The 24,866-nt window shown below is 40.0% G+C and carries 18 protein-coding genes and 1 tRNA gene; 13 read left to right on the forward strand and 6 right to left on the reverse strand.

Annotated features, from left to right (window positions below; translation table 11 throughout):
• Nucleotides 1-181 precede the first annotated feature (181 nt).
• The 5 genes from BVH02_RS10530 to BVH02_RS10550 all read left to right on the forward strand — a co-directional run bounded on the left by BVH02_RS10530 (nt 182) and on the right by BVH02_RS10550 (nt 6,710).
• On the forward strand, nt 182-1,510 hold the full coding sequence (locus tag BVH02_RS10530; RefSeq protein WP_086501409.1) for a sugar MFS transporter: 1,329 nt from the start codon (nt 182-184) through the stop codon (nt 1,508-1,510).
• Nucleotides 1,507-2,652 (forward strand): N-acetylglucosamine-6-phosphate deacetylase, encoded by a 1,146-nt coding sequence (locus BVH02_RS10535; protein ID WP_086501410.1) that lies wholly within the window; start codon nt 1,507-1,509, stop codon nt 2,650-2,652. The genes BVH02_RS10530 and BVH02_RS10535 overlap by 4 nt, the downstream gene beginning before the upstream one ends.
• Before the next feature lie 36 nt (nt 2,653-2,688).
• Nucleotides 2,689-4,026, forward strand: a complete 1,338-nt coding sequence (locus BVH02_RS10540) for a Gfo/Idh/MocA family protein (RefSeq protein WP_086501411.1) — start codon at nt 2,689-2,691, stop codon at nt 4,024-4,026.
• Nucleotides 4,027-4,087: 61 nt separating this feature from the next.
• Nucleotides 4,088-5,077 (forward strand): Gfo/Idh/MocA family protein, encoded by a 990-nt coding sequence (locus BVH02_RS10545; RefSeq protein ID WP_086501412.1) that lies wholly within the window; start codon nt 4,088-4,090, stop codon nt 5,075-5,077.
• 118 nt (nt 5,078-5,195) lie between these two features.
• Nucleotides 5,196-6,710 (forward strand): GH3 family domain-containing protein, encoded by a 1,515-nt coding sequence (locus tag BVH02_RS10550; RefSeq protein WP_086501547.1) that lies wholly within the window; start codon nt 5,196-5,198, stop codon nt 6,708-6,710.
• On the opposite strand, the gene BVH02_RS10555 is transcribed toward BVH02_RS10550, so the two are convergent.
• Nucleotides 6,700-7,365 (reverse strand): M48 family metalloprotease, encoded by a 666-nt coding sequence (locus BVH02_RS10555; RefSeq protein WP_086501413.1) that lies wholly within the window; start codon nt 7,363-7,365, stop codon nt 6,700-6,702. The two genes, BVH02_RS10550 and BVH02_RS10555, sit on opposite strands and share 11 nt — an antisense overlap.
• 292 nt (nt 7,366-7,657) lie before the next feature.
• Here BVH02_RS10555 and BVH02_RS10560 point away from each other — a divergent pair, with 292 nt between their 5' ends.
• From BVH02_RS10560 to BVH02_RS10575, 4 genes are all read left to right on the forward strand, one after another.
• Nucleotides 7,658-8,503 carry a prohibitin family protein gene (locus tag BVH02_RS10560; protein ID WP_086501414.1) on the forward strand — a complete coding sequence of 282 codons (846 nt, stop codon included), beginning with the start codon at nt 7,658-7,660 and terminating at the stop codon, nt 8,501-8,503.
• Between the two features lie 891 nt (nt 8,504-9,394).
• Nucleotides 9,395-10,861, forward strand: coding sequence for an SLC13 family permease (locus tag BVH02_RS10565; protein ID WP_086501415.1), 1,467 nt, complete (start codon nt 9,395-9,397; stop codon nt 10,859-10,861).
• 749 nt (nt 10,862-11,610) lie between these two features.
• Entirely contained in the window at nt 11,611-13,011 is a 1,401-nt protein-coding gene (locus BVH02_RS10570) for a histidine kinase (RefSeq protein WP_086501416.1), read from the forward strand.
• Nucleotide 13,012: 1 nt separating this feature from the next.
• Complete coding sequence (locus BVH02_RS10575) at nt 13,013-13,693, forward strand: LytR/AlgR family response regulator transcription factor (RefSeq protein ID WP_086501417.1); 681 nt, start codon at nt 13,013-13,015, stop codon at nt 13,691-13,693.
• A gap of 75 nt (nt 13,694-13,768) precedes the next feature.
• Here the strand turns inward: BVH02_RS10575 and BVH02_RS10580 are convergent, their stop codons facing one another.
• Entirely contained in the window at nt 13,769-14,641 is an 873-nt protein-coding gene (locus tag BVH02_RS10580; RefSeq protein WP_086501418.1) for an AraC family transcriptional regulator, read from the reverse strand.
• Between the two features lie 142 nt (nt 14,642-14,783).
• Here BVH02_RS10580 and BVH02_RS10585 point away from each other — a divergent pair, with 142 nt between their 5' ends.
• The 4 genes from BVH02_RS10585 (at nt 14,784) to BVH02_RS10600 (ending at nt 21,515) form a co-directional block, all read left to right on the forward strand.
• Nucleotides 14,784-18,308: a PVC-type heme-binding CxxCH protein gene (locus BVH02_RS10585; protein WP_086501419.1), complete on the forward strand. Its 3,525-nt coding sequence runs from the start codon at nt 14,784-14,786 to the stop codon at nt 18,306-18,308.
• Nucleotides 18,309-18,310: 2 nt separating this feature from the next.
• Nucleotides 18,311-19,171, forward strand: a complete 861-nt coding sequence (locus tag BVH02_RS10590; protein ID WP_086501420.1) for a sugar phosphate isomerase/epimerase family protein — start codon at nt 18,311-18,313, stop codon at nt 19,169-19,171.
• 163 nt (nt 19,172-19,334) lie between these two features.
• A complete protein-coding gene (locus tag BVH02_RS10595) occupies nt 19,335-20,450 on the forward strand; it encodes a Gfo/Idh/MocA family protein (protein ID WP_086501421.1) in 1,116 nt (371 codons plus the stop codon).
• Between the two features lie 297 nt (nt 20,451-20,747).
• Entirely contained in the window at nt 20,748-21,515 is a 768-nt protein-coding gene (locus tag BVH02_RS10600; RefSeq protein WP_086501422.1) for a CDP-alcohol phosphatidyltransferase family protein, read from the forward strand.
• A gap of 152 nt (nt 21,516-21,667) precedes the next feature.
• Here the strand turns inward: BVH02_RS10600 and BVH02_RS10605 are convergent, their stop codons facing one another.
• The 4 genes from BVH02_RS10605 to BVH02_RS10620 form a co-directional block, all read right to left on the reverse strand.
• Complete coding sequence (locus tag BVH02_RS10605; protein WP_086501423.1) at nt 21,668-22,048, reverse strand: hypothetical protein; 381 nt, start codon at nt 22,046-22,048, stop codon at nt 21,668-21,670.
• 214 nt (nt 22,049-22,262) lie between these two features.
• A complete protein-coding gene (locus tag BVH02_RS22030; protein ID WP_086501424.1) occupies nt 22,263-22,448 on the reverse strand; it encodes a GIY-YIG nuclease family protein in 186 nt (61 codons plus the stop codon).
• 59 nt (nt 22,449-22,507) lie between these two features.
• Nucleotides 22,508-22,580: transfer RNA gene (locus BVH02_RS10615), tRNA-Thr, on the reverse strand.
• Between the two features lie 99 nt (nt 22,581-22,679).
• Entirely contained in the window at nt 22,680-24,845 is a 2,166-nt protein-coding gene (locus tag BVH02_RS10620; RefSeq protein ID WP_086501425.1) for a DUF349 domain-containing protein, read from the reverse strand.
• Between the last annotated feature and the right edge of the window lie 21 nt (nt 24,846-24,866).

The following is a 24,866-nucleotide window of genomic DNA, read 5'->3' on the forward strand; positions in this document are numbered from 1 at the left end:
TAATCAAATGAACATTTTGAGTATTATGTGTTTATCTATAAGTAGGAAAAGCAAAAATATATTTCGGGTCACATATATTATTTAGCGTTTCGGTTGTCTGTTTCAGATATGAAGAAATTGGGCCTTTACTCACGAAAACACATAATTCCAAAATTCTAATCGCTTTCATCCCAAAAGAACTATGTCTTCAAAATCAGTGGCCGTAAAAGCGGAGTCATTAAGCCAAAAAGATACCTGGATCTCAATTGGGATTATTGGCGTTTTATTCTTCGTTTTTGGCTTCGTATCCTGGATCAATGCTATCCTAATTCCCTATTTTAAAATAGCTTTCACGCTAAGTAATTTTGATTCCTACCTCGTTGCTTTCGCGTTTTACATATCCTATCTGGTGATGTCAGTTCCTGCCGGTTACCTCCTCAAAGCTGTAGGTTTTAAGAAGGGGATGATGTTTGGATTTTTCATTATGGCAGTAGGTGCATACATCTTTATTCCAGCGGCGATAGGAAGAACTTACGAGGTCTTTTTGCTGGGGCTTTTCACCTTGGGAACAGGCCTCGCAGTACTTCAAACTGCCGCAAATCCTTATGTGACTATTTTGGGACCAAAGGATAAAGCAGTTCAGCGGATCAGTGTCATGGGTATTTTCAATAAAGGTGCAGGAATTCTCGCACCCATCATCTTTGCTGCGGTGGTGCTTAGAGTTGGGGATACGGAGCTTTTCCAACAATTGGAAACCATGGGAGAGATGGAGAAAAATGCCGTGCTGGATGAGCTGATTCAACGGGTAATTACTCCTTACGCTGTAGTAGGAACTGTGTTATTAAGCTTGGGAATTCTGGTGCGTTTTTCACCACTTCCAGAGATTGATACCGAGCATGAAAGTGTAGAGCTAGCCGCGTCAAATTCCAGTAAAACCTCCATCTTACAGTTCCCTCATTTGATTTTGGGAGCCTTCGCTATTTTCCTTCATGTGGGCACCCAAGTGATTGCTATTGATACGGTTATTGGCTATGCCGATTCCTTTGGTATCGGGTTGATGGAAGCCAAAGTTTTTCCTTCCTATACGCTTGCTTTCACAATTATTGGATATTTGATCGGGATTTCACTGATTCCCAAAGTGATTTCTCAGGTTAATATTTTGAGGATTTGTACGCTTTTAGGTACTCTTTTCACCCTCCTGATATTATTCACTTCCGGAGACGTTACGCTGTTTGGGATCACTACGGATGTTTCTATTTGGTTTGTAGTCTTGCTTGGCTTGGCGAATTCATTGGTTTGGGCAGGAATTTGGCCTTTGGCCCTGGATGGACTTGGCCGGTTCACCAAACTTGGTGCTTCGATTATGATTATGGGACTTTGTGGAAACGCAATCATGCCCTTGATCTACGGCTATCTGGCTGATTTGTACGATGTACGCTTTGCCTATTGGGTGCTTTTCCCATGTTATCTCTACTTGGTATATTATGCGGTATATGGACATAAAGTTAGGAAATGGGCTTTTTCAGTATGAACATTCAAGGCAATTCATACCAAGACGGATCAGCAATAGAGATTTCCTTTTATGAAGGAATCATTGACAGCATAGCACCTGTACAAACTCCTTTAGGCCAAGACCTGATTCTGGGGCCGGGCTTTACAGATATTCAGGTCAACGGCTACGGAGGAATCGATTACAATGAGATTCATTCTGATCCGATTAAGCTGGCTGAGATTTCCAGACTCCTATATAAGGAGGGAGTGACGACACATTTCCCGACCCTCATCACCAACGACCCTGAGCAAATCAGTCGATTGATTCTTCAGCTAGTTTCCCTTCGGAAAAGTGATGAGTTTTCCAGAATGAGCATCGAAGGACTGCATATTGAAGGGCCGTTTATCTCTCCAATGGATGGTCCTAGAGGTGCGCATCCTAAGAAATTTGTCTGCGCTCCTGATTGGAGTTTGGTTCAAAAATGGCAGCTTGAAGCGAAAGGACTCATCAAAATAATCACGCTTTCACCGGAATGGGAAAATGCCGTTCCCTTTATCGAAAGATGTGTGGAACACGGGATTTTGGTCTCAATCGGTCATACAAATGCAACTCACCAACAAATACTGGATGCAGTCAAGGCTGGTGCTAGTTTGTCTACCCACCTTGGAAATGGAGCACATCCAATCCTTGCGCGGCATCCCAATTACATCTGGTCACAATTGTCCCAGAATGAGTTGAGCGCATCGATTATTGCCGATGGATTTCATCTTCCGGAGGAAGTGATACAGGTTTTTAAGCAAGTGAAAAAAGAAAATCTCATGCTTGTCAGCGACTCAGTTTCGTTGTCTGGTATGCCTGCAGGAGATTATTCACTTCACATCGGTGGAGAGGTTACTTTGACTCCAGCAGGCAAGCTACACCTCAAATCGAATCCTTCGATTCTTGCTGGTTCGGCTTCCAATATCCGTAGTGGAGTTTCTTTCCTAATCAAAAATAAGCTTGCATCGCTTTCCGAAGCTTGGGACATGGCTTCTGTTCGCCCTGAAAGGCTTGTAAATCCTGGTCATCGCCTTTTCAAAGAAGGATCTATCGCCGATTTGATTCTTTGCAAAAAACTTGAAGACGGCGATCTCGAAGTACTCAAAACTATCAAACATGGGAGGGAAGTATTTTCCGCCTGATCATCTCTGAATCATTAACCCATAAACCATCAACCTATGCAAAAGAACGTCAAACGAAGAAATTTCATCAAAACCGTAGCCACTGGAAGTCTGGGATTGGGAGTGATGAGTTCGGCACATTCATTCAATATTTTGTCCCAATATCCTGTTCAAGATAAGGTACGTGTAGCGATCATGGGCTTGAATGGACGAGGATCCCAACATATTCAGGCATTTGCAAAAGTCCCTAATGCTGAAATATCCCACATATGTGATGTAGATTCCCGAGCGGTAACCAGCGGTTTGACGTTAGCAGAAAAGTCTGGAGTTAGTAACAACCCTCAAGGTATAGCTGACTTCCGAAGAGCTTTGGATGATAAAAATGTGGATGCAATATCCATCGCTTTGCCAGATCACTGGCATACTCCAATGGCCTTAATGGCACTACAAGCCGGTAAACATGTCTATGTAGAGAAGCCGGGAAGTCATAACCCAGCAGAAGGGGAATTGATAGCGAAGGCAACGTCAACCTATGGAAAAATTGTCCAAATGGGTAATCAGCGAAGGTCATGGCCACGTGTTCAGGAAGCAATCGCCGAACTCCACGGTGGAGTAATCGGCAAAGCTTATTACGCCCGCGCTTGGTACACGAATTCCAGGCAGTCTATAGGTTTTGGCAAAGAAACCCAAGTTCCTGATTGGCTAGACTTCGAACTTTGGCAAGGGCCCGCTCCGAGAGAAGCATTCAGGGATAATCTGATTCACTACAACTGGCACTGGTTCTGGAACTGGGGCACGGGTGAAATCGTCAATAACGGGGTTCACTTTCTGGACTTGGCGAGATGGGGATTGAATGTGGATTATGCAAAAAAAGTATATTCTAGTGGTGGTCGTTATCACTTTAAGGACGATTGGCAGACTCCTGATACGCAAATTGCGTCGTTTGATTTCGAAGCCGACAAAAGTATTCTTTGGGAGGGAAGAAGCTGCAACCGGAGAGGAATCAATGATATGGGTTCAGGCGTTTCCTTTCATGGGGAGAATGGAACACTGGAATTGCTGGACAATTCCTACAAAATCTACGATAACTCGAACAAACTTGTAAAAAGCGCTGAACCCACAAGCAATACCGTGGTGAATCAGCAAGGTGCTGGCTTTGATATGGATATTGCGCATTTCACTAATTTCACCAACGCGATTACCAAAGGTGAGAAGCAAATTTCTCCATATCAGGAAATTGTGAAAAGTGTGATGCTATGCCATTTGGCAAATATTTCTTACAGAACGGAAAGAGCTTTGGAGATTGACCAGAGTTCAGGTAGGATTCTACATGACAAAAAAGCGATGAAGCTATGGGGAAGAGAATACGAAAAAGGGTGGGAGCCAAAGATTTAATCTTAGGACAGCCGCGAAATCAAACTTTATAGGAATCAAAAAACTTTGCTAAGCATCAAATATGAAATCATCCCGTAGATCTTTTATACAAAAATCATCAGCACTAGGAGCTGCTGCAAGTCTCAGCACCTTGCCCTTTTCGCTCTTCGCAAATCCGAAAACCAATGTTTTAAAAATAGGTATCATCGGATTGGATACTTCCCATTCTCCTGCTTTTACCAAGCTTTTTAACTCGGATAATCCAAAGCCAGAACTGGCGGGCTTTAAAGTGACCGCAGCTTATCCTTATGGTAGCCGAGATATCAAATCCTCTATGGATAGGATTCCCGATTACATCGCGCAAGTCGAAGAATTAGGTGTGGAGATTACGGATTCTGTTGAAGCGATGCTGGAAAAAGTCGATGTAGTCCTTATTGAAACTAATGACGGAAAACCTAGACTTGCCCAAGCCAGAAAAGTGATACAGGCTAAAAAGCCTTTTTTCATCGATAAACCTGTGGCAGCTAGTTTTGCAGATACCCAGTTGATCTACCAAGAAGCGAAAGCTGCGGGAGTTCCCATCTTCTCGGCTTCCTCGCTGCGATATATGAGCAATGCGCAAGCAGTAAGACATGAAGCGAAAATCGGGCAAGTGCTCGGTTGTGATGCCTTCAGTCCAGCTGTCATAGAAGCTGGACATCCAGATTTGTTTTGGTACGGAATCCATGGGGTGGAAATACTTTTTACTGTGATGGGAACTGGATGTGAATCAGTGAGCAGAGTAACTACGGCGGATACTGATGTTGTGCTTGGGAAGTGGAAAGACGGAAGAATAGGGACTTTTAGAGGAACGAGAACAGGAAAGCATGAATATGGTGGAACTGCTTTCGGTTCTGAAGGAAATCTGAATCTTGGGAAATATGAGGGTTATGAACCCTTGGCTGTAAAAATTGCTGAATTCTTTAAGTCCGGCAAATCACCTGTGGATCCGGCAGAAACTTTAGAGATCTATGCCTTCATGGAAGCTGCAGATGAAAGCAAAAGAAGGGGAGGAGAAGCGGTAGCTTTGTGAGAGTGGGGATTTAGAGATTGGAGAATAAGAGAATAGAGATTGGGGAATATAGATGACAATTTGTTCTTTTTACCTCTCAAGGCATGGCCTTTGTCAAGGAGAAGCCAAAAAGAAAAATATGGCTATTCTAGGTAAGCTTGTTAAGGTGGGAATTGACATCACCGCAAAACTCCAATCAGCAGAAGACAATCCATCTACTGCCCAAGAAAATCAGTTGAAAGAACTTTTAAAGCAAGCCAAAAACACAGCTTTTGGAAAGTATCATGGTTTTGAAGAGATTTTAAAATCTGCCGATGTGGTCTCAGCTTACAGAAAGGAAGTTCCAATTTTCAATTATGAGCAAATGCATGAGCAATGGTGGTCTAGGCAGGAGCGCTTCGAAGATATTACATGGCCAGGCAGACCAGATTTCTTTGCGAGAAGCAGTGGTACCACCGGTAAAACAAGCAAAAGAATTCCTATTACAGATGAGTTTATGAGCTCAATGAGATCTGTAGGAACGTCACTGATTAATTCACTTCATGAGTTTGATTTTCCCGAAACGCTTTTCGAATCTGAAGTTTTAATGTTAAGCAGTTCTGCAAATTTGGATATAAATGAGCAGGGGTTTAAGGAAGGAGAGATTTCGGGAATCAACGTGAGTAATTTCCCCAATTGGTACGACGTATTCTACAGGCCGGGAAAAGAGATTGCTGCCATCAACGACTGGGATGAGCGAGTAAATGCGATAGCAGAGCAGGCTCCAGAGTGGAATATTGGAGCTATAGCAGGGATTCCTTCTTGGGTACTTTTGATGCTTCAGCGTGTTATGGAACGACATCAATTGAACAACATTCATGAGATTTGGCCGAATTTACAGGTCTTTGCTTCCGGAGGTGTAGCCTATGAAACCTACCGGGAAGATTTCGAAAAGATCTGCAAAACTCCTATCACAATTTTGGATACTTACTTGGCTTCTGAAGGCTTTATTGCTTACACCTGCAGACCCGATACAATGGCAATGAAACTAGCTTTGAGCCATGGATATTTTTTCGAGTTTATTCCTTTTGATTCACGCGGGGTCAGCGATACTGGAGACTTACTGAGTGACCCAATGGTATTGGGAATTGATGAAGTTGAAGTAGGTCAGGAATATGTATTGATATTGAGTTCATGTGCAGGTGCTTGGCGCTATGCAATCGGTGATGTGATCAGATTTGAAAGTCTATCGCCACCTCAGATAAAAATTACAGGAAGGACCAAATTCTTTTTAAATGTTGTAGGTTCTCAGCTTTCTGAAGAGAAAATGGACAAAGCTATTTTGGAACTTGCGGAAGCAAATGCAACCACTATCAATGAATATATGGTGGCTGCTGTAAAGAATGCAGAATCAGAATATATTCATCAATGGGTGCTTGTTTCGGATGTAAAGTCGGAGGATTTAGCTTCAGAACTTGACGAACTTCTTAAATCATCAAATAAAAACTATGCAGTTGCAAGGTCTAAAGCCCTTAAAGGTATATCTGTGAAAGTAATATCTAAGGAGCAGTACACGGCTTTTTTGGCACAAACAAATAAAAAAGGTGGACAGACGAAGACACCCAAAGTCATGAAAGAAGAAAAAATGAAAGAGCTTCTCGAGATTATAGGTTAAGCTTGGGAACTACTGGAACAATTCCATCAGGACATAGCTCTGCTCCACTTACTGACATGTAGTATTTCTTGATCTGGATCTGGTAAGCAGGGGAAATAAATTCGTTTTCAAGCAGGTATTTTTTGGCCACTATAATGTCGCTTCTAAAGCCATGTCGAATAGCGATGCTATCAGCTTCATGTTCTCGCTCTCGTTTGTACTTATCAGAAAAAATGTATCGAACACCAAACGCAATCATGCCGGCATTTGAATGATTTTCATAATCCACAATATGACCCAACTCATGCGCAAACCATCCCCTTAAGACGTCATCTGGTAGATCTGCAATATATAAGTCATCGGAGCCCAAGACTTTTTCTGCTACATCTAATCTGTATTTTCTGTTTTTATTAAATATATTACCAATATCAATCACTGGCTGTGCCTGCATAGTCGAGGAACTCAAGCTGCTTTGAACTACATCAAATCCGTAACTATGAAGCTCCTTGTATTCCTCCCAAACATCTAAAAATGCTGTCCTTATATTGGCCTGAATGCCAGGAGAAAAGTTGAGTGAAACTGTTGAAGTGGCTGGAGTTTGGAGTGATTTTAAGGTAATCACTCCGAGTACGATTAGGATAACTGCTCCCGCTAAAACTTTATTTTTATGTAGCATTGGGTGATAAGATGCAAAGAACATACCATGGTGGGATTGGAGGATAGAGATTTGAGATTGGAGAGTGATCCAAGAGTAGTTATAAGTTTAGTAGTATGATTTACTGTCATTTATATAACCATCAAATTGCGAATCAATTACCAATGGGGCAGAGGAACCTAATCAAAATCGTAACTTTGGGTTTATGCAAGCCAATTCTTGACACGTGTAACTAAGCAGGTGAAGATTGGTTTGATACATTTCAATGCGACCAAATGTGGTAAGCCCGCTTTTGGCGCAAAATCTAATAACTATGAATGATCAAAACATGAGTGACATCAAAAGTGTATGGGATAATGCTCCCATGAGGAATTTGATTATTGTAGGCGTGCTAGTGATCGTCCTTTTTATACTTAAACCATGGGTTCAGGTAGGCGCAGGAGAAAGAGGAATAGTGCAGAATTTTGGTGCAGTACAAGATAAGGTCTTGAGTGAGGGAATTCACTTCAAGTTGCCAATTGTTCAGACGGTGATTTTAATGGATGTGAAAATTCAAAAAGCTATGACTGACGCTGCTTCATCATCTTCAGATCTTCAGGATGTGGATATGTCGGTGGCGCTTAATTACCATATTATGCCTAATGAAGCAAATCTGGTTTATCAAAGAATTGGATTACAATTCAAAGAGCGGATCATCGATCCAGCTATTCAGGAAGTGATGAAAGCGGTATCTGCACGCTATACTGCCGAAGAATTGATTACCAAAAGACCAGCAGTAAGTTCCGAAATGAAAGATGAATTGACAGCTCGATTACTTGAGTCTAATATAGGAGTTGACGCTTTTTCTATTATCAGTTTTAGTTTTTCTCAGACCTTTACTGATGCCATCGAAGCCAAGCAAACAGCCGAGCAAAATGCACTAAAAGCAAAGAGAGACCTAGACAGAATCAAAGTAGAAGCAGAGCAAACGATCGCTGCAGCCACGGCCGAAGCAGAAGCGTTGAGATTACAGAAGATGAATATTTCTCCTGATTTGATTGAGCTGAGAAAGATCGAAGCTAATCTAAAAGCCATAGAAAAATGGAATGGTATTTTGCCTGAAGTGACAGGTGCTGGTGCAATTCCATTTATAGGTGTTGGGGAAGTAGGAAAGAATTAAGCAGGTGAAAGATTAATAACTTAAAAGAGCTTTACCCTTTTTAAAACTACCGGCTGTTTTCAGTCGGTAGTTTTTTTATGCAATTTGTATATGCGTGATTTATACCAAAAAGTAGCGAGAGCGCTATAGCGAAGCTATTAATAGACCTAGGTTTTAACTTAGCGTTGGAGAGAAATTTGTTTTTCTTGTGTTTTTGCCGAAATGCTGCCAATTGAGAATTTCGAGTACGCCTAAACCAGGGAGGTTACTGTGATTTTTTTAACACTAATCCGTAAAGACCGTTAAGGATTACGCAAAGATGAATTTAAAGTATAGTTAAAAACTCCGCTAAGAACATATTCAAAGGATATTTTTCATCGGATAGGCTTTTAGAAGCGAAGCATTTAATTGACCTAGGTTTTAACCTAGGGTTGAAGAGAAATTAATTCTTCTAGGGTTTTGGCCGAAATAAAACCAATTGAGAATTGCGAGTACGCCAAAACCAGGTGCATAAGGAGATTTTTATTCAGGTTGAGAATTTTAAGAAGTATCTGAGAATGGAAATTCTGTAAGCCCTGAGAATTGAATATTTGAAAATTTGTGGAGCTTAGTGCGGAATACTGGAAAATAGAGCGATAAACTTTACAGGTTTTGTTTTGCTTCAACATAATAAGATCGAGCCCTAAGAGCACTTAAGCGAACATTGAATTCCAATACCGTGATTCCCTTAATCCCGAAAAGGTCGAGACAGGCAACAAAACCAGTTATCGTACTGAATAGTCCGAATTACAGGAATCACTACAATTGTTACATAATTTATATTATGTTAAATAGATTATTCCATCTTCTCCTTTTGCAATAAATTATTACCTTAAAGCCTTAGAATCAAACCTACCCTGATTTCACAGCTTTATGCTAAAACATCTTCCCCGACTGGGGCTTTTTCTAGGACCTGCTGCCTTCCTTCTGATTTATTTTTTTGTGAGTTCTCCAGATTTGAATTCTGCTGCTCAGTCTATGTTGGCCTTGGCGGCTTGGATGGCAATTTGGTGGATCACTGAAGCCATTCCAATCGCAGCCACAGCATTTCTTCCTTTGATTTTTATGCCTTTGCTGGGGATTCTACCTATTACGGATGTTTCCTCAAATTATATGCATCCCACGGTGATGTTGTATATGGGTGGCTTTCTCTTGGCTACAGGAATAGAGAAATGGAATCTACACCGAAGGATTGCACTTAACATAATATATCTGGTAGGTTCAGATCTCCGAAAAATTGTTTTGGGTTTTATTCTGGCAACTGGCATTCTTTCGATGTGGATATCAAACTCAGCTACTACTTTGATGATGCTTCCGATTGGATTAGCTGTGGTAAATCAGTTTAAAGATCAGCTTGGAACGGCCAGATTAGCTATTTCTGATAATCTTGGTAAAGCAATTATGCTCGGTATTGCTTATGGTGCATCCATCGGTGGCGTGGCAACTTTGATCGGGTCGCCAACTAATATAATTTTTGCATCTGTAGTTTCAGATTTATATGCCTACGAAATCAGTTTTAATGAATGGATGATGTTTGGATTACCACTTTCATCCGCAATGCTGTTTATCTGTTGGTACTACCTAGTCAATTACGCAAACCCCCTACCCACTCGCTTTAGTTTAAGTAATGGAAATCACATTATTAAAGCCCAGTTAAATAACTTAGGGAGAATATCTTATGAGGAGATTATGGTTGTGATCGTGTTCGGTCTAGTTTGCTTTTCCTGGATTACCAGATCATTTCTTTTACAGCAATTCTTTCCTGAATTGGATGATACAATTATCGTTTTAATTGGAGTTATAGCCTTATTCCTTATCCCCGCCACAAACAAGGAAGAGCGAATTTTGGACTGGAAGACTGCCGAAAAAATTCCTTGGGGTATATTGATTCTTTTTGGAGGTGGTTTAGCATTAGCAGCAGGATTTAAGGAAACTGGTCTCGCAGAATGGATTGGAACACGATTTACCCTAATCGATGGAATATCTTTCTTCCTGCTGCTGATGATCATCGTTGCCTCTGTCAACTTCCTAACAGAGATTACTTCAAATGTGGCAACTGCTTCAATGCTACTTCCCATACTGGCTTCAGTGGCTTTGAAACTTGATTTACATCCTTTCGGTCTAATGGTTGGAGCTACTATGGCTGCGAGTTGTGCCTTTATGCTACCGGTTGCTACCCCACCAAATGCGATTGTTTTTGGTTCAGGCTACTTGCAAATGAAAGACATGGTGAAAGCCGGCTTTTGGTTAAATGTGATTTCTATATTCCTGGTTACTGTGATGGTGTATTTCGTGCTGCCTTGGATGTGGGGGATTGATTTGTTGAGCAATCCTTTCTAGTACCTTCTTTACTTTACCATTCGATATTCAGAGTTCATCATTCATTATTATTTTCGATTTACGAATGACGATTTACGAGCGTTTCGAAGGTAGGTGGGTCAATTTGTACCTCTGCCCTTGTGGGTTTTCCTGACTTCATTGTTCATCAATCGGAATTCATCATTCTACTTTAAATCATTTCCATCCTCCCGCACCAACATTCGTTTCCATTAGATGTTTGTGCGCGGGAGATAATCACAAAGTCATTATGCTTTCCACGGGTTGCACCCGCGGTTATTGATGGCTTGACTACTTCGTAGTCTTTCTACTGGGCTTTATATAAGGCATATGTGTATTTTATTATCATATGCTTGTGAGATTAGGCCACTTCATTATTCTAAATTCATCATCTAACATTCATCATCAAAATCGATTTTAACTAAGGATTTCGAAAGAGCCACAACTCTTCACTGATCTCGTAAATCTGAAATCGTGAAGCACAATTCCTTATTCGTCACTTAATCCTCCCATTTCGTCCCATACTTTTGTAAAGCTTTTCTCCTTCCGCTAATCTTGATCTATCAATTAGAAAGAGAATTAATGAATACCAAGAAAGTCTTTTATTTGCTGATCCTTTTGGCGGTTATTTACAATCTTATGCTGATGTACACGCATGAAAAAGAGCACCGGAAATCGGTAAAGACTACCTTGAATATCGATACGAATCTAATTGAATCAAGATAGTTTAACTTATTTAATAACAGTTATTTATGAAATCAAAAAGGTTTGTATTTAGAGATATAGAATGGTGGGTTGTCACCTTTTTATTTTTGATGATAATACTCTTTAATATTTTAGGAAGCATATGGGGGCATTACTCTATTTTCAAATTCTTCGAGAGTATTTTGATGCCCATTGTATTATATATTGCTTTCTATCTGATTCATTTAAAAGTAATTCCTAATTACCTGCGTGACGGAAAGGTGCAGTTTCTGATATTATTCAGTCTTATCATTGCCATCATCGCTGGATTTCTAGGAGCACTTCTGGTCGCAGGAAACCACTCTTCGATTCAGGATTTTGTCAGATTTTATTTCAATACACTCGCCTTATATCTAGGTTACTCGATTACGGTGGTGATGATTCGAAGCATGTTGCTTCCTCCCAAAGTTCAGGATTATCAATTCTACAATGGTATTCGGTTAGTGATGATCTTTCTCTTTACGAGTTTATTTGTGATCATAGCACAGCCCACAGCCCACATTGGTGTTGCAATTATTTACTCGCTGATAATCCCTGCACTATTGTTACTGGTTCTTTACAATTACCAGCTCTTATATAAAAACAAGCAAGCAGGTAATATCAAAGCCTATCGCTGGAACACGTGGATAATCGTTTCTATTATTTCGATCATCACCATCATTATTGCTATTGCCGACAATGTACCGGAGATATTATTTTTTGGCTTAGGCGCTTTAGGGCTGCTTTTCTTTGTGATTTTTCCTATTTCAAATTCTATATTTAGAAAATTCGATTCCTACGTCTATAAGATAGATTCGCTTTCAAGTCAAGTAAATCAAAGCACAGCCAACCTCAGTTTTCTCCGCTCGCAAATCAATCCACATTTTCTTTTTAACGCACTTAATACACTTTATGGAGCTGCATTAATGGAAAATGCTGAGAAGACTTCCGATGGTATTCAGAAACTTGGGGATATGATGCGCTTTATGCTTCACGAAAATCAGATGGACAAAATCCCGCTAACCCGAGAAATTGATTACTTGAGAAATTACCTGGATCTGCAGATGCTTCGCTTCAAAAATGAGTCAAATCTAGAGGTAGAAATCAAGCTTTCTGACGAAATCTGTGAGGGTAGTATTGCTCCTATGCTATTGATTCCTTATGTGGAAAATGCTTTTAAACACGGTATCAGCACGAAAAGTAAATCTTGGATCAAGATCAACTTGAGATGTCTTCAGGGCTCAGTGCACCTGGATGTGGTGAACAGCATTCACCCTAAAAAGCAAACTGAAGATCCCCGCGATGAATCTGGAATAGGTTTGGAAAATGTGAAAAGCAGATTGGCTCATTTTTACCCACAAAAACATAACTTGACCATCGTAGCCAATGACACCGAGCATTTTGTTCATTTGTCTGTACAATTAACCTGATATGATTCAAGCCATTGCAATAGACGATGAGAACATGGCTTTAGAAGTAATCAAAGCCCACGCTTTCAAAGTTCCTTTTTTAGAGTTGACTTCCACTTTTACCAATGCGGTGGAAGGTTTGGAGTATCTCAAAAGCAATCCAGTGCAGTTGGTCTTTCTGGATATAAATATGCCGGACATATCGGGTGTGGAGCTGGCTGCACTTTTGCCAAAAGAAACACTTGTCATCTTCACCACTGCTTATTCAGACTATGCTGTTCAGGGTTTTGAGCTGGATGCTTTGGATTATTTATTGAAGCCATTCAACTTGATGAGATTTCTCAAAGCCTGTCAAAAAGCTCAAGAATGGCTGGAACTTCAGCCTACGAATGAGCCGCAGTTTTTGTATGTCAAAACAGTAGATGGGCAGCTGAAAGTGAAATTTTCTGACCTTATGTGCTGCGAAGCCACTGGAAACTACGTGACTTTTCACCTGAAAAATGAGAAAATAATGAGTCGCTTAACTTTAGCCGAAATAGAAAAGTCACTTCCCTCCTTCTTTTTAAGAACACATCGATCATACATTGTCAATCTGAAATTGGTAGATAAGGCTGAGCGTCATCAACTGCTGATTGATTCGCACACATTTCCTGTAAGTAGTACTTATATGGAGTTGGTAATGGAAAAGTTTGGGAATAGTTGATTGTATGCTAATAGATAATACTCTTAATTCATTATTCGACATTGGATATTCATCATTCGATGTTTAAAAGGGTAATCAAAAATGCTCATTAAACTCCTTTTTATAATTAAGTGGGGTCTTACCGAGTCGGTCCTTGAACTGCTTATTGAAATTAGAGAGCGTTGGAAAACCACTTTCGAAACATACCTGACTAATATTCAAATCCTCATCCTGAAGTAATTTTCTCGCATTTGAGATTCGTACATCTCCAAGAAAATCTGAAAATGACTTATTCACTCTTGACTTAAAATAGCGGCTAAATGCACTTTCTGACATATTCGCTAGAGACGCAACTTCGTGTAGCGTAATTTTCTCTTTGAAATTCTTTAAAATGAAATCAAGAATATCTCCCATTTTATCCTTTTCTGTAGTAGGATGATTATACGAATAGTTGACCTGAGTAATAGGAACTAATTCAGTGGATTCGGCCAACACCTGTAGAATATGCAGGAGCATAATGATGCTTGGTATTCTTTTCATACTTACCATTTCTTTCATCATTTTGGTCACTTTTTCATTGGTTTTTCCAGTGATTTCCAAACCTCTAGCTGCATGTATCAAGAGATTAGTAATTTCCTCAAACTCTTCCTTTTGTAAAGATCCAGCACCCAAAAAATTATCGGGGAAATAAATCACAATTCCATGAATATCCAGACCATTTTCCGGATCGAAATAGGCATTATCACTACGCCAAACATGAGGAAGTCCCGGTCCTGTCAGCACAGTATCTCCACCTTTGAAGGGTTTGATATGATCTCCAATGTAGCGAGTGCCACTGCCTCGAAGGATCGCCACCAATTGATATTCGGGATGTGCATGCCATTGTTTGTCAAAATATGGATCATTCATCTCTCTAATTACAAAGGCTTTATTTTCTGGAATTCTAGATTTTTGTAAGGGGGCTTTCATAGGTTTTAGCTGGTTTACTATATAAATAGTATTATTTGGACAAGTAATTTGTCAAAATTCAGTCATTTATCAAGCTAAAACAGGAAGAAACGGTACTAATAAAACATGAATTTAGTGATCTAAATAATGATCAATTATTGTCATGTATATCAAAACCCAAAAATCACTAAAGTCACCAGTTATAACTCTGATGATTTTAATGCTTGCCTTCCTCGCTGGGTGCGGGGGCCAAAGCAACAAAAGCTTCCTTTCGGCCACCGATTCCAGACGCGTAGAAATTCTAGTCCTTGGACACGACAGTGAGCATCACAATTCAGAGAAATTGATGATGTACTTAGAAACTCCTCTTTTCCAAAAAGGAATTAACCTCACGTACACTACCGATGTAAATGATCTGAATGAAACGACGCTGAATAATTATGATGGCTTGATGATCTATGCCAATCATGAGCAAATTACGCCAGAGCAGGAAGCTGCCCTGAAGTCTTATATTGAAGGCGGTAAAGCATTGATTCCTATTCACAGCGCTTCTTTTTGTTTCCAAAATTCTCCATGGTTTATAGAGGCAGTTGGCGGACAGTTCAGCACACATGGTACCGGTGATTTCACCTCAACCATCGTAGATGCAGCTCATCCGGTAATGCAAGGCATATCTGAGTTTGAAACTTGGGATGAAACATATGTACACAGCCAGGTGAATCCTGATATGCATGTGCTCATGGAGCGTGTAGAAGGCGATAAGAAAGAACCTTATACTTGGGTTCGTGAGCAGGGAAAAGGCCGTGTATTCTATACAGCCTATGGTCACAATGAGAAGACTTGGGAGAAAAAAGAATTCCAAAATCTAATAGCAAACGGTATCCTTTGGGCTATAGGTGATAAAGTGAATAAGCTTTTAACTGAATACAATATTCCTACTCCACAGTTTGAGGATGCAGATATTCCTAATTATGAGAAAAGAGATCCGGCACCTCGTTACCAGTTGCCACTTTCTCCTGAGGAATCAATGAAGCTGATCCAGGTACCAGTAGGCTTTGAATTGGAGCTTTTTGCCTCTGAACCTATGATCATCAATCCTATGGCTATGGCCTGGGATGAGCGAGGAAGGTTATTTGTCTTCGAGACGACTGATTATCCAAACGAGATCAGCAAAGAAGGTGGAGATGATAAAATCAAAATATTGGAAGATACTGATGGAGATGGTAAAGCCGATAAGGTGACTGTTTTTGCCGAAGGACTAAATATCCCAACCAGTATGACCATGATTAATGGAGGAGTACTGATCTCCATGGCACCGGATTTTATTTTCTTAAAAGATACGGACGGCGATGATGTCGCGGATGTAAGAGAAGTTTTGATCACAGGCTGGGGCAAAAGCGATACACATGCAGGCCCATCAAACCTGAAATACGGTTTTGATAATAAGGTATGGGGAGTTCTGGGATATTCAGGCTTCAAAGGTGAAGTAAGTGGGGTATCTCACTCGTTTTCTCAGGGAGTTTACCGATTTAATCCAGACGGCACTAACCTTGAATATTTGGGACGTACTAGTAATAATACTTGGGGACTGGGTTTCACAGAGGATTTTGAAACTTTCATCTCTACTGCCAACGGACAGCACTCGGTGTATTTCTCTATGGCGAACAACTTCCTGAAGAGACCAATCTATCAGGGATCTGCGAATACTGTACACGGTATTGACACGCACTATGACATGCCTCACATTACACCTTTCTTGAGACAAGTGGATTGGCATGGAAGCTATACAGCTGCTGCTGGACATAACTTCTATACTGCAAGAAGCTTTCCTGAGAAATACTGGAACTCTATTGCGTTCGTAGCTGAGCCTACGGGACGTGTACTTCACAATGCTAAAATCCTTACTAAGGGCTCTGGGTATACTGAGAAAAATAACTTCAACATCTTGGCGAGTTCTGACGAATGGTTTTCCCCTGTGCATGCAGAAGTTGGTCCTGACGGATCGCTTTGGGTGGCTGATTGGTACAACTTTATCATCCAACATAATCCTACTCCAAGAGGGCGAGAAAATGGTGAGGGAAACGCCTACATCAATCCTTTGCGTGACAGAGAGCATGGTAGAATCTACCGCGTCAGTTATAAAGGTGGTGAGCCATCCAAAATCTTCAATTTGAAAGATGCTGAATCTGATGAGCTTTTGGCTGCTATTCAAAGTGAGAACATGTTCTGGAGATTGACTGCTCAGCGATTGATTGTAGAATCCAAGGACTTGGACGTAGTAGAAGGCTTGTATGATATCATCAACAATCAAAAAGTAGATGCCATCGGTATCAATGGACCTGCTGTCAATGCACTTTGGGCACTTCATGGGCTAGGAGTATTGGACGGAAATAATGCGACTGCACAGCAGGTAGTGGAGAAAGCGTTAAGCCATCCATCTGCCGCTGTTCGTAAGAATGCACTTCGTGTACTTCCTAAAAATCCTTCAGCCATGTCAGCTATTTTAGCTGGTAATCTGCTTCAAGATCAGGATCTGCACACTAGAAAGTATGCATTCTTGGCAGCTTCGGAGATGCCATTCTCTGAAGATGTAGCCAAAAAGCTTTTGGAAGCTACCAATGATGAGGACAATCAGGAAGATGCTTATTTACCTCAGGCCATTTTCGCGGCTGTGCTTTCACACCCAACTGCTTTTGCAGAGAGAGAAAGTGCTAGCGCTATGCAGGATGTAGAAGGTCAGGAATTGAGCCTTGCGGATAGAATCTCCAGAAGTTTAGTCGCAGAGCAATACAATTTGGATCAGAGAAACACGATTCTTTTCCCTCCAGATCCAGTTGGAAAAGAGATTGATATCAAAATAATTGTTTCCAAAGGTGATGATGAGATGAGAGGAATTCTTGCTGCTCAAGGAAATGCTACAAATGGTTACGAGCTCTACATCTTTAAGAATGCTGTTCATTTTGCTGTAGCTCAGGATGGAAAAGTAGAGATCATCAGTTCCCGCAAAAATATACCGGATGAGCAATTTACCATCGATGCTTCACTGAAAGAAGATGGACGTATGAGTTTGAGAATTGACGGTGAAGAAGTAGCCAAAGGCAAAACCAAAGGATTGTTTACAGAGTCCCTTACTCCTACTCGGGTACGTGTGGGTCAAGACGACAGTAAAAATAGAATTGGTAAATACGAAGGAGATTGGTGGTTCAACGGTCGCTTAAGCAACAAATCCAGTTTGGCTTTGCGTAAGCCAGGTATTGGAGTCGCACAGCAAACTGCTACTGCTGAGGCTAAACCAACTACCACTCCTGCTGGTGGCACGGTGATCAAAATTGCTGTAGTTCCTCACGAGATGAAATTCAATAAGACATCCATCAAAGTGAAGGCTGGTACTCAGGTGACGATTGATTTCGAAAACCCTGACTTCATGCAACATAATATGGTGATCGGTAAAAAAGGCTCTTTGGAAGCTATAGGTAAAGCGGCAGATGAACTTGCACGTGATCCAAAAGGCGCCGAGCAGAATTTCGTTCCTAAAATCCCTGAAGTGATTGTTGCTTCTAGATTAGTGGATCCAAACGGAAAAGAATCCCTAGTATTCACAGTGCCAAATGAGCCAGGAGAATACCCATTTGTTTGTACAGTTCCAGGTCACTGGAGACTGATGAACGGAATCATAATAGTAGTATAAGGATGGCATTAGACGTGAAATTCGGGGTAAGTACCTGGTTATGGACTTCCCCATTCAACACAAGTACACTTTCTCTTTTGCCTAAAATAAAGGAGTATGGCTATGATGTAGTGGAGATTCCTGTCGAAGATCCAGCCTTGATAGATATTCCTGTAGTAAGGCAAGCGCTTCACGATAATGGCCTTGAGGCCGTTATCTGCGGGGCTTTTGGTACAAGCAGAGACTTCACCAATGAAGATGCTTCCTTTCATAAAACCAGCTTTGAGTATTTGGATCAGTGTTTTGAGATAGCTGCGGGCTTGGATGCCAAATTCGTAGCTGGACCTATGTACTCAGCTGTGGGCAAAGCCAGATTGGTTTCTCCTGAACAGAAAAAAGTAGAGTGGAATAGAGCAGTGACCAACCTTCGAATCGTTTGTCAAACTGCCCGTAAGTTCGGTTTGGACATTGCTTTGGAAACACTCAATAGATTTGAGACTGATCTAATCAATACCTGTGAGGAGTTGATGCAATTGATTGAGGATATCAACGAGCCGGAAGCTAAGGTGATCTTGGATGGTTTTCACATGAATATCGAGGAGCCAAATCCTGAAGCTGCAATCAAGCTTGCAGGTGATAAATTGATTCACTTCCAGGTGTCTGAGAATTATCGTGGAACTCCCGGGACTGGTACAGCTCCTTGGGCAGCTTATAAGCGAGGTTTAGAGGCGATCAATTACCAAGGTGTAGTTTCTATAGAAAGCTTCACTCCAGACGTCAAAGAGCTCGCAGGAGCAGTTTGTATCTGGAAACCTTTGGTACCATCTCAGGATGGCTTCGCCAAAGAAGGGCTAGAGTTTTTGAGAAAATGGGCCTCCGAATGAATTACGATTTAAGATTTATGAATTACGAGCTCATTCCGTATTATGAAGATTATCTAGGTGAGATTTGTAATTCTGACATTTGTATCAGTATTTCAGTAACAAAAAACCCACAACCCACAACAAATAACTAATAACCTCCTTTTTACCCTTGAAATAAAAAATAATGAGTAAGAAACAATTCAATATTGCAATCATAGGCCTTGGATTTGGAGCCGAGTTTATTCCAATCTATCAAAAGCATACACTGGCGAATATGTATGCTATCTGCCAAAGAAATAAGGAAAAGGCTGAAGAAATCGCCAAAGCATTCGGAATCGAGAAAGTATATACGGATTACGATGAGCTGCTGAAAGATCCGGATATCGATGCAGTTCATATCAATACTCCCATTCAAAATCATGCGGAGCAATCCCTAAAAGCACTTAGAGCTGGCAAGCACGTGGCTTGTACTGTTCCTATGGCTACTTCTGTAGAAGACTGTAAGAAAATCGTGGAAGAAGTTCAGCGGACTGGCTTGACCTATATGATGATGGAGACGGTGATTTATAGCCGTGAATTCCTCTTTGTAAAGGAAATGTATGAGAAAGGTGAATTGGGAAAAATCCAGTTCCTAAGAGCGTCTCATCAGCAGGAAATGGCAGGCTGGCCAGGTTACTGGGAAGGCCTCCCTCCTATGCATTATGCGACGCATTGTGTAGGACCCGTTTTGGCTTTGCCGAAGGCACAGGCTGAATATGTGTCCTGTTTTGGTTCAGGACGTATAGATGAGGATTTGATTCCTAAGTACGGTTCTCCTTTCGCCATCGAAACTTGTCATATCAAATTCAAAGATTCTGATTTATCCGCTGAGGTCACGAGGTCGCTTTTCAATACTGCTAGACAGTACAGAGAGAGTTTTGATGTGTATGGCTCTAAAAAGTCCTTTGAGTGGACTTTGATTGAGCACGAGGACTCTGTGATTCATACGGGTGAAAGCCCGGAGAAAGTTAAAATTCCTGATTATGGACATTTGCTGCCGGCAGAAATTGCTCCATTCACTACCGCTGGTGTATATGACAGCGATGATAATCAGCATTTATCCTTTATCCAAGGATCTGGCCACGGTGGATCACATCCACACTTGGTCAATGAGTTCTTAAATGCACTATCAGAAAAAAGAGCACCTTACCCAGATGCTCAGGAATCAGCAAATATTACCTGTGTCGGGATTTTGGCTCATGAGTCAGCTATGGATGGCGGAAAAATCATTTCGCTTCCTGAATTTACTTTTAAAAGCTAGAGAATAAGGATGTAAAGGACTATGAATAATATATAGATTGGGTTACAAGACAAAAAAGCTGGCAGAATTTTCTATCAGCTTTTTTGTTGGATAAAATAGTTGGAATGATCTTACCATTAAAATAAGTCCATTTTCAAAATAGAATTTATTTTCAGGTTTGCTAGGTAATCGGCTAAACATGAAAAAGCTATTTACTAGTTAAATTAACTATTCTCAGATAATGGGTGTTACCTAATAGTTGTTCAAAATAATATATAGAACAAAGAGGGTTTATCCTTTCTTTTTTTAATTTCAAGAATGTCAAAACTAGCCGAAGACGACAGGTTTCTAGATCTGTCTGATTATGGAAGAGCTCCTGCCAAAATCATTGCTAGAGCTGTACAGTTTACCTTCGTAACTCCCATTCACCTAACTGTTCTTTTTGGAATAAGTGGCTTACTAGCAATTTTTTCTCTGTTAAATGAGTGGTATATTTTTTCTGCTTTACTCCTCTTATTGAAATCCGTTTTAGATGCAGCTGATGGTGAGCTCTCTAGAATAAAAGAGACTCCTTCACACACGGGTAGATACCTTGATAGCATATTTGATATTATCCTTAATCTATTGATATTCATCGCTATCTCATACAGCAGTGAAATCAATTATGGATTTGCTTTACTTGCATTTATATGTATTCAATTTCAGGGGACACTTTACAATTACTATTACGTCATCTTAAGAAATAAACGTAAAGGAGGAGATGGTACCAGCCGTATTTTTGAAAACAAAGCACCTCGGGCATTTCCAAACGAAAGCCAAAAGAGAGTTAACATTTATTTTACAATCTTCTATTTCTTGTATTCAGTCTTTGATAAAGGAATCTATCTATTAGACCCTGAAGCGACAAAAGTCAGAACTTTTCCCGCTTGGTTTATGACGATAGTTTCTGTTTATGGTTTGGGTTTTCAGCTGCTGATCATCGCTGTGATGCTTTCGCTAGGATACATGGCATATATAATTCCATTCTTTATAGGCTATTCCATATTTCTCGTTGTTTTCAGTCAAATCCGAAAAAAGTTGCTTTGACTATAAAACTTGTAATGATGTATATCAAGCCTATAATTAAGCGTAGAAAACATTATAAAAATTGACAAACTAAAGTTATTCTTTCTCACAAACACAAAAAAAGACAGCAACCGTAATTGCTGTCTTTATTCTGTAGCTGCTTTAGTAAAAAGTTATTTTTTTGTTACTCGGGTACCTTCTACGTCAAACATCCCCATAAGGTCTCCTTTTGCATGATCGCTATCTACTTTTTTAAGAGTAAGCGTAACATCATAGCCGGTGATATTGAAAGAAGTATTGATGACATCTCCTGAGATGGAAGCAGAACTCATCTTTTTTTCTTCTGCTACTCCTTCTTCCATGAAGTAACCAGTAGTCTTGCCATCTTTAGTTTCGAACCTCATAGGGATGGTTGCATCTCCGCTAGGAGTTCCTTTAATCAATACACTCCATTTACCTTCAAAGTATTCTGGAGTCGGATTGAAAGGTGTGAATGCAAAGCTCAAGGTGATTAGCAGTACTAGGCTGCAGAATAATGTAATTTTTGATTTCATAATTTTGTGGTTATTGTTTTAAATTGATACAATAACTTGAAAATCTTGATATTCTCAAATTTTGTGACCTATTATTTTTGGAAACAAAATCTGACTGAATCGCACTGAGAGTTGTCATTATATTGGTCTCCATATATCTACATAAACTAAGTATTAGAGATTTATTGAAAGTCCTTTAGACGCGAGAATTGGATCTTTTAATTTGTAGTTCGATTCATACGGCTTGAGCTCTAGATTCACAGGTGATAAAAAAGTACACAGCCCAGTCTCGGGTGATTTTTGTAGATGAAAATTGAAAAACATGTGAATTATGTTCTTCAACACTTCTTGCTAAATCTTCGGTTTGACCCACGTAATAAGGATCGAGATTTGCTGAATAAAGAATAAAGACCACGAACATAATCAGAGTGTTTCAAGCCCTAAAATACAAAAAGGGAAACATTTCTGTTTCCCTTTTTGAGCCTCCTATCGGGATCGAACCAATGACCTACTGATTACAAGTCAGTTGCTCTACCAGCTGAGCTAAGGAGGCTTATTCCGTTATGGTGATGCAAATATAGATGTTCACTTTTTACACTCCAAACCCTATGAAAAGAAAAATCCTATCTTCCTTATTCTGAGTGAGAAAAATTTAAAACTCTTTCAAAATTGAGAGCTTACTCTTCAATTTTTCGATTTCTTCTTCTGCTTTTTGGATCTTAAGATCAAACTGATCTTTCAATTTATCCGCAGTTTTAGAGGCAGCAAAGAATTCCAGGTTATTTTTCCACAAGGTTATGTTATTCTCCAATTCAGAAACTTGCTTTCTAATACCATGCTCTTTCTTATTCAGCGTTTTCACAGCATTAGGATCAGACTGTAATCTGTTCAGGTTTAATCTAAACAAGAAGTCCTCCCTACCTGCTCCTTCTGGACTCAACTTCTCTAAGTACAAATCAACAGCAGTTTTGAATTTCGCCTGGATTTCTTTCATGGCTTTTCTTGGCACAAAGCCAAGATCATTAAATTCTCCAACCAATTTGGTCAAGGCTTCTTCAGAAACCTCTCCACTTGTAGCAGCATCAGTAAGTTGAGTACAAATCGCCTGCTTACTTACCAAGTTTTCTTCGAATTCAGCAGTTGACTGCTTATTTGAATCTCTTCTATTGTCAAAGAATGTGTCACAAGCTAATTTAAAGCGCTTGTAAAGACTATCTCTATTTTTCTCAGGTGTTGGACCAAGCTTTTTCCAATCTTGCTGAAGCTTCACCAAAGCATTGGAGGTATTTTGCCAATCGGTATTGTCTTTCAGCTCTTCCGCTTTTGTGATCAACTCTTCTGCTCTTCCCTGATTAGTAGCGCGGATCTCATCAAGTTCTTTAAAGAATAAATTCTTATTGTGAAAGAATTGCTTAAATGCTGCCCAGAATAACTTATTGATATCTTTCCCTGTTTCTCTAGGTACTGGACCTATTTTCTCCCACTTTTTCTGAATATCCAAGATCTCTTTGGTCTTGCTATTCCAATCTCTAATTCTATCAGCTTTAAATTCAGCAAATGGTTTTAATATCTCAATTAAAGCTTCTTTCTGATCTTGATTTACCTTATATACTTCTTTCTGGCCTTCATAAAAATCCTTTCTTCTATCATACACGGCATCAGAAGCACCTTTGAATTTTTGCCATAAAGCCTCTTGTTCGTCTCTTGGGACTGGACCAATATGTTTAAATTCTTCATGAAGGTCATTTAACGCTTTGATCGCATCTTTCAAATCTTTCACGTCCTTTAAAGCTGTAGCTTTCTCTACTAGCTCTAATTTGCTTTCTAGATTCTTTTTTCGATCAAGTTCTTTCAGTTCAAAATAGATACTTCTATTATCATAGAAGCGATCCATCAAAGCATTATAGCTAGCCCAAAGATTTCTGTTTTGTGAAGGTGGAACTGGACCAATACTTTTCCATTCTTCCTGTAAACCTTTGATAGTAGACATACTAAGTGTAGTCTCCTCACCATCGACCAACTCACGCAGCTTGTTTAGCAACTCAGTCTTAGCAGTAAAATTTGTCTCTTTTTGCTTTTCAGCTTCTTTACGAAGCGCTCCAAGTTGATGACGATATTCGAAATAATAGGTGTTAAATTCTTTCTCCTCGTCACTTGGACGAAAGTCAAAATCGTCCTCTACTCCTCCTTCGGCTTTGAAATTAACCAATGCTTCTTCCTTCTCTTTAAGAGTGAAGTCGTCGAAGGCCGCTTTAATTTCATGAACAATTTTATCAACTCTATAGATATTATCTTGCTTAACTTTACTCTTCAAAAAAGCAACTAGCTCAATTTTAGAAAGAGAAGTGATATCAACCTCTTCTTCATGATGCTCTTCTTCGCTTTCATCTTCCGACTCATCATCTTCATTAGCAATGGCTTCAACAGGCTTATTAGAATTTGACTTATCCTCAATTTTTTCTTCTAATCCTTCATCTACAGCACTATTAGCTTTAGTTCCTGTATCGTCAGTAGCGACAGGCTCAGTGGTTTCTGTTGATTCGACCACTTCTGCTACATCATCGTTAGAGGTATCCTCTTTAATTAATTCCTCACTAGCTACGGTAGTATCTACTTCATCCTCTACTTTTGAAGAATCTACTTTAGTAGCTTCATCTGAAGAATTGTCACTATCAGATTCAGCGTCACTGATCTGATCTGATGCAATCTCTTCATTAGCTTCAGAATTATTATTCTTATCGATACCCTTGGCTTCTCCAGAATTGGAGGCTTGAGTCACCTTGTCCTTGTCGGACAAATCATTACTTTTCTCAGTCATAAAAACAGTACTATTAGGGCG

The sequence above is a fragment of the Algoriphagus ratkowskyi genome, from assembly GCF_002150505.1.
Lineage (GTDB): Bacteria > Bacteroidota > Bacteroidia > Cytophagales > Cyclobacteriaceae > Algoriphagus > Algoriphagus ratkowskyi.

Excerpts from the sequence above, each read along its gene's own strand:
- BVH02_RS10620 (WP_086501425.1), bottom strand. The coding sequence starts at position 24,845 with ATGACTGAGAAAAGTAATGATTTGTCCGACAAGGACAAGGTGACTCAA.
- BVH02_RS10545 (WP_086501412.1), top strand. The coding sequence starts at position 4,088 with ATGAAATCATCCCGTAGATCTTTTATACAAAAATCATCAGCACTAGGA.
- BVH02_RS10560 (WP_086501414.1), top strand. The coding sequence starts at position 7,658 with ATGAATGATCAAAACATGAGTGACATCAAAAGTGTATGGGATAATGCT.
- BVH02_RS10585 (WP_086501419.1), top strand. The coding sequence starts at position 14,784 with ATGTATATCAAAACCCAAAAATCACTAAAGTCACCAGTTATAACTCTG.
- BVH02_RS10535 (WP_086501410.1), top strand. The coding sequence starts at position 1,507 with ATGAACATTCAAGGCAATTCATACCAAGACGGATCAGCAATAGAGATT.
- BVH02_RS10600 (WP_086501422.1), top strand. The coding sequence starts at position 20,748 with ATGTCAAAACTAGCCGAAGACGACAGGTTTCTAGATCTGTCTGATTAT.
- BVH02_RS22030 (WP_086501424.1), bottom strand. The coding sequence starts at position 22,448 with ATGTTCGTGGTCTTTATTCTTTATTCAGCAAATCTCGATCCTTATTAC.
- BVH02_RS10605 (WP_086501423.1), bottom strand. The coding sequence starts at position 22,048 with ATGAAATCAAAAATTACATTATTCTGCAGCCTAGTACTGCTAATCACC.
- BVH02_RS10570 (WP_086501416.1), top strand. The coding sequence starts at position 11,611 with ATGAAATCAAAAAGGTTTGTATTTAGAGATATAGAATGGTGGGTTGTC.
- BVH02_RS10590 (WP_086501420.1), top strand. The coding sequence starts at position 18,311 with ATGGCATTAGACGTGAAATTCGGGGTAAGTACCTGGTTATGGACTTCC.
- BVH02_RS10550 (WP_086501547.1), top strand. The coding sequence starts at position 5,196 with ATGGCTATTCTAGGTAAGCTTGTTAAGGTGGGAATTGACATCACCGCA.
- BVH02_RS10595 (WP_086501421.1), top strand. The coding sequence starts at position 19,335 with ATGAGTAAGAAACAATTCAATATTGCAATCATAGGCCTTGGATTTGGA.
- BVH02_RS10530 (WP_086501409.1), top strand. The coding sequence starts at position 182 with ATGTCTTCAAAATCAGTGGCCGTAAAAGCGGAGTCATTAAGCCAAAAA.
- BVH02_RS10575 (WP_086501417.1), top strand. The coding sequence starts at position 13,013 with ATGATTCAAGCCATTGCAATAGACGATGAGAACATGGCTTTAGAAGTA.
- BVH02_RS10540 (WP_086501411.1), top strand. The coding sequence starts at position 2,689 with ATGCAAAAGAACGTCAAACGAAGAAATTTCATCAAAACCGTAGCCACT.
- BVH02_RS10555 (WP_086501413.1), bottom strand. The coding sequence starts at position 7,365 with ATGCTACATAAAAATAAAGTTTTAGCGGGAGCAGTTATCCTAATCGTA.
- BVH02_RS10580 (WP_086501418.1), bottom strand. The coding sequence starts at position 14,641 with ATGAAAGCCCCCTTACAAAAATCTAGAATTCCAGAAAATAAAGCCTTT.
- BVH02_RS10565 (WP_086501415.1), top strand. The coding sequence starts at position 9,395 with ATGCTAAAACATCTTCCCCGACTGGGGCTTTTTCTAGGACCTGCTGCC.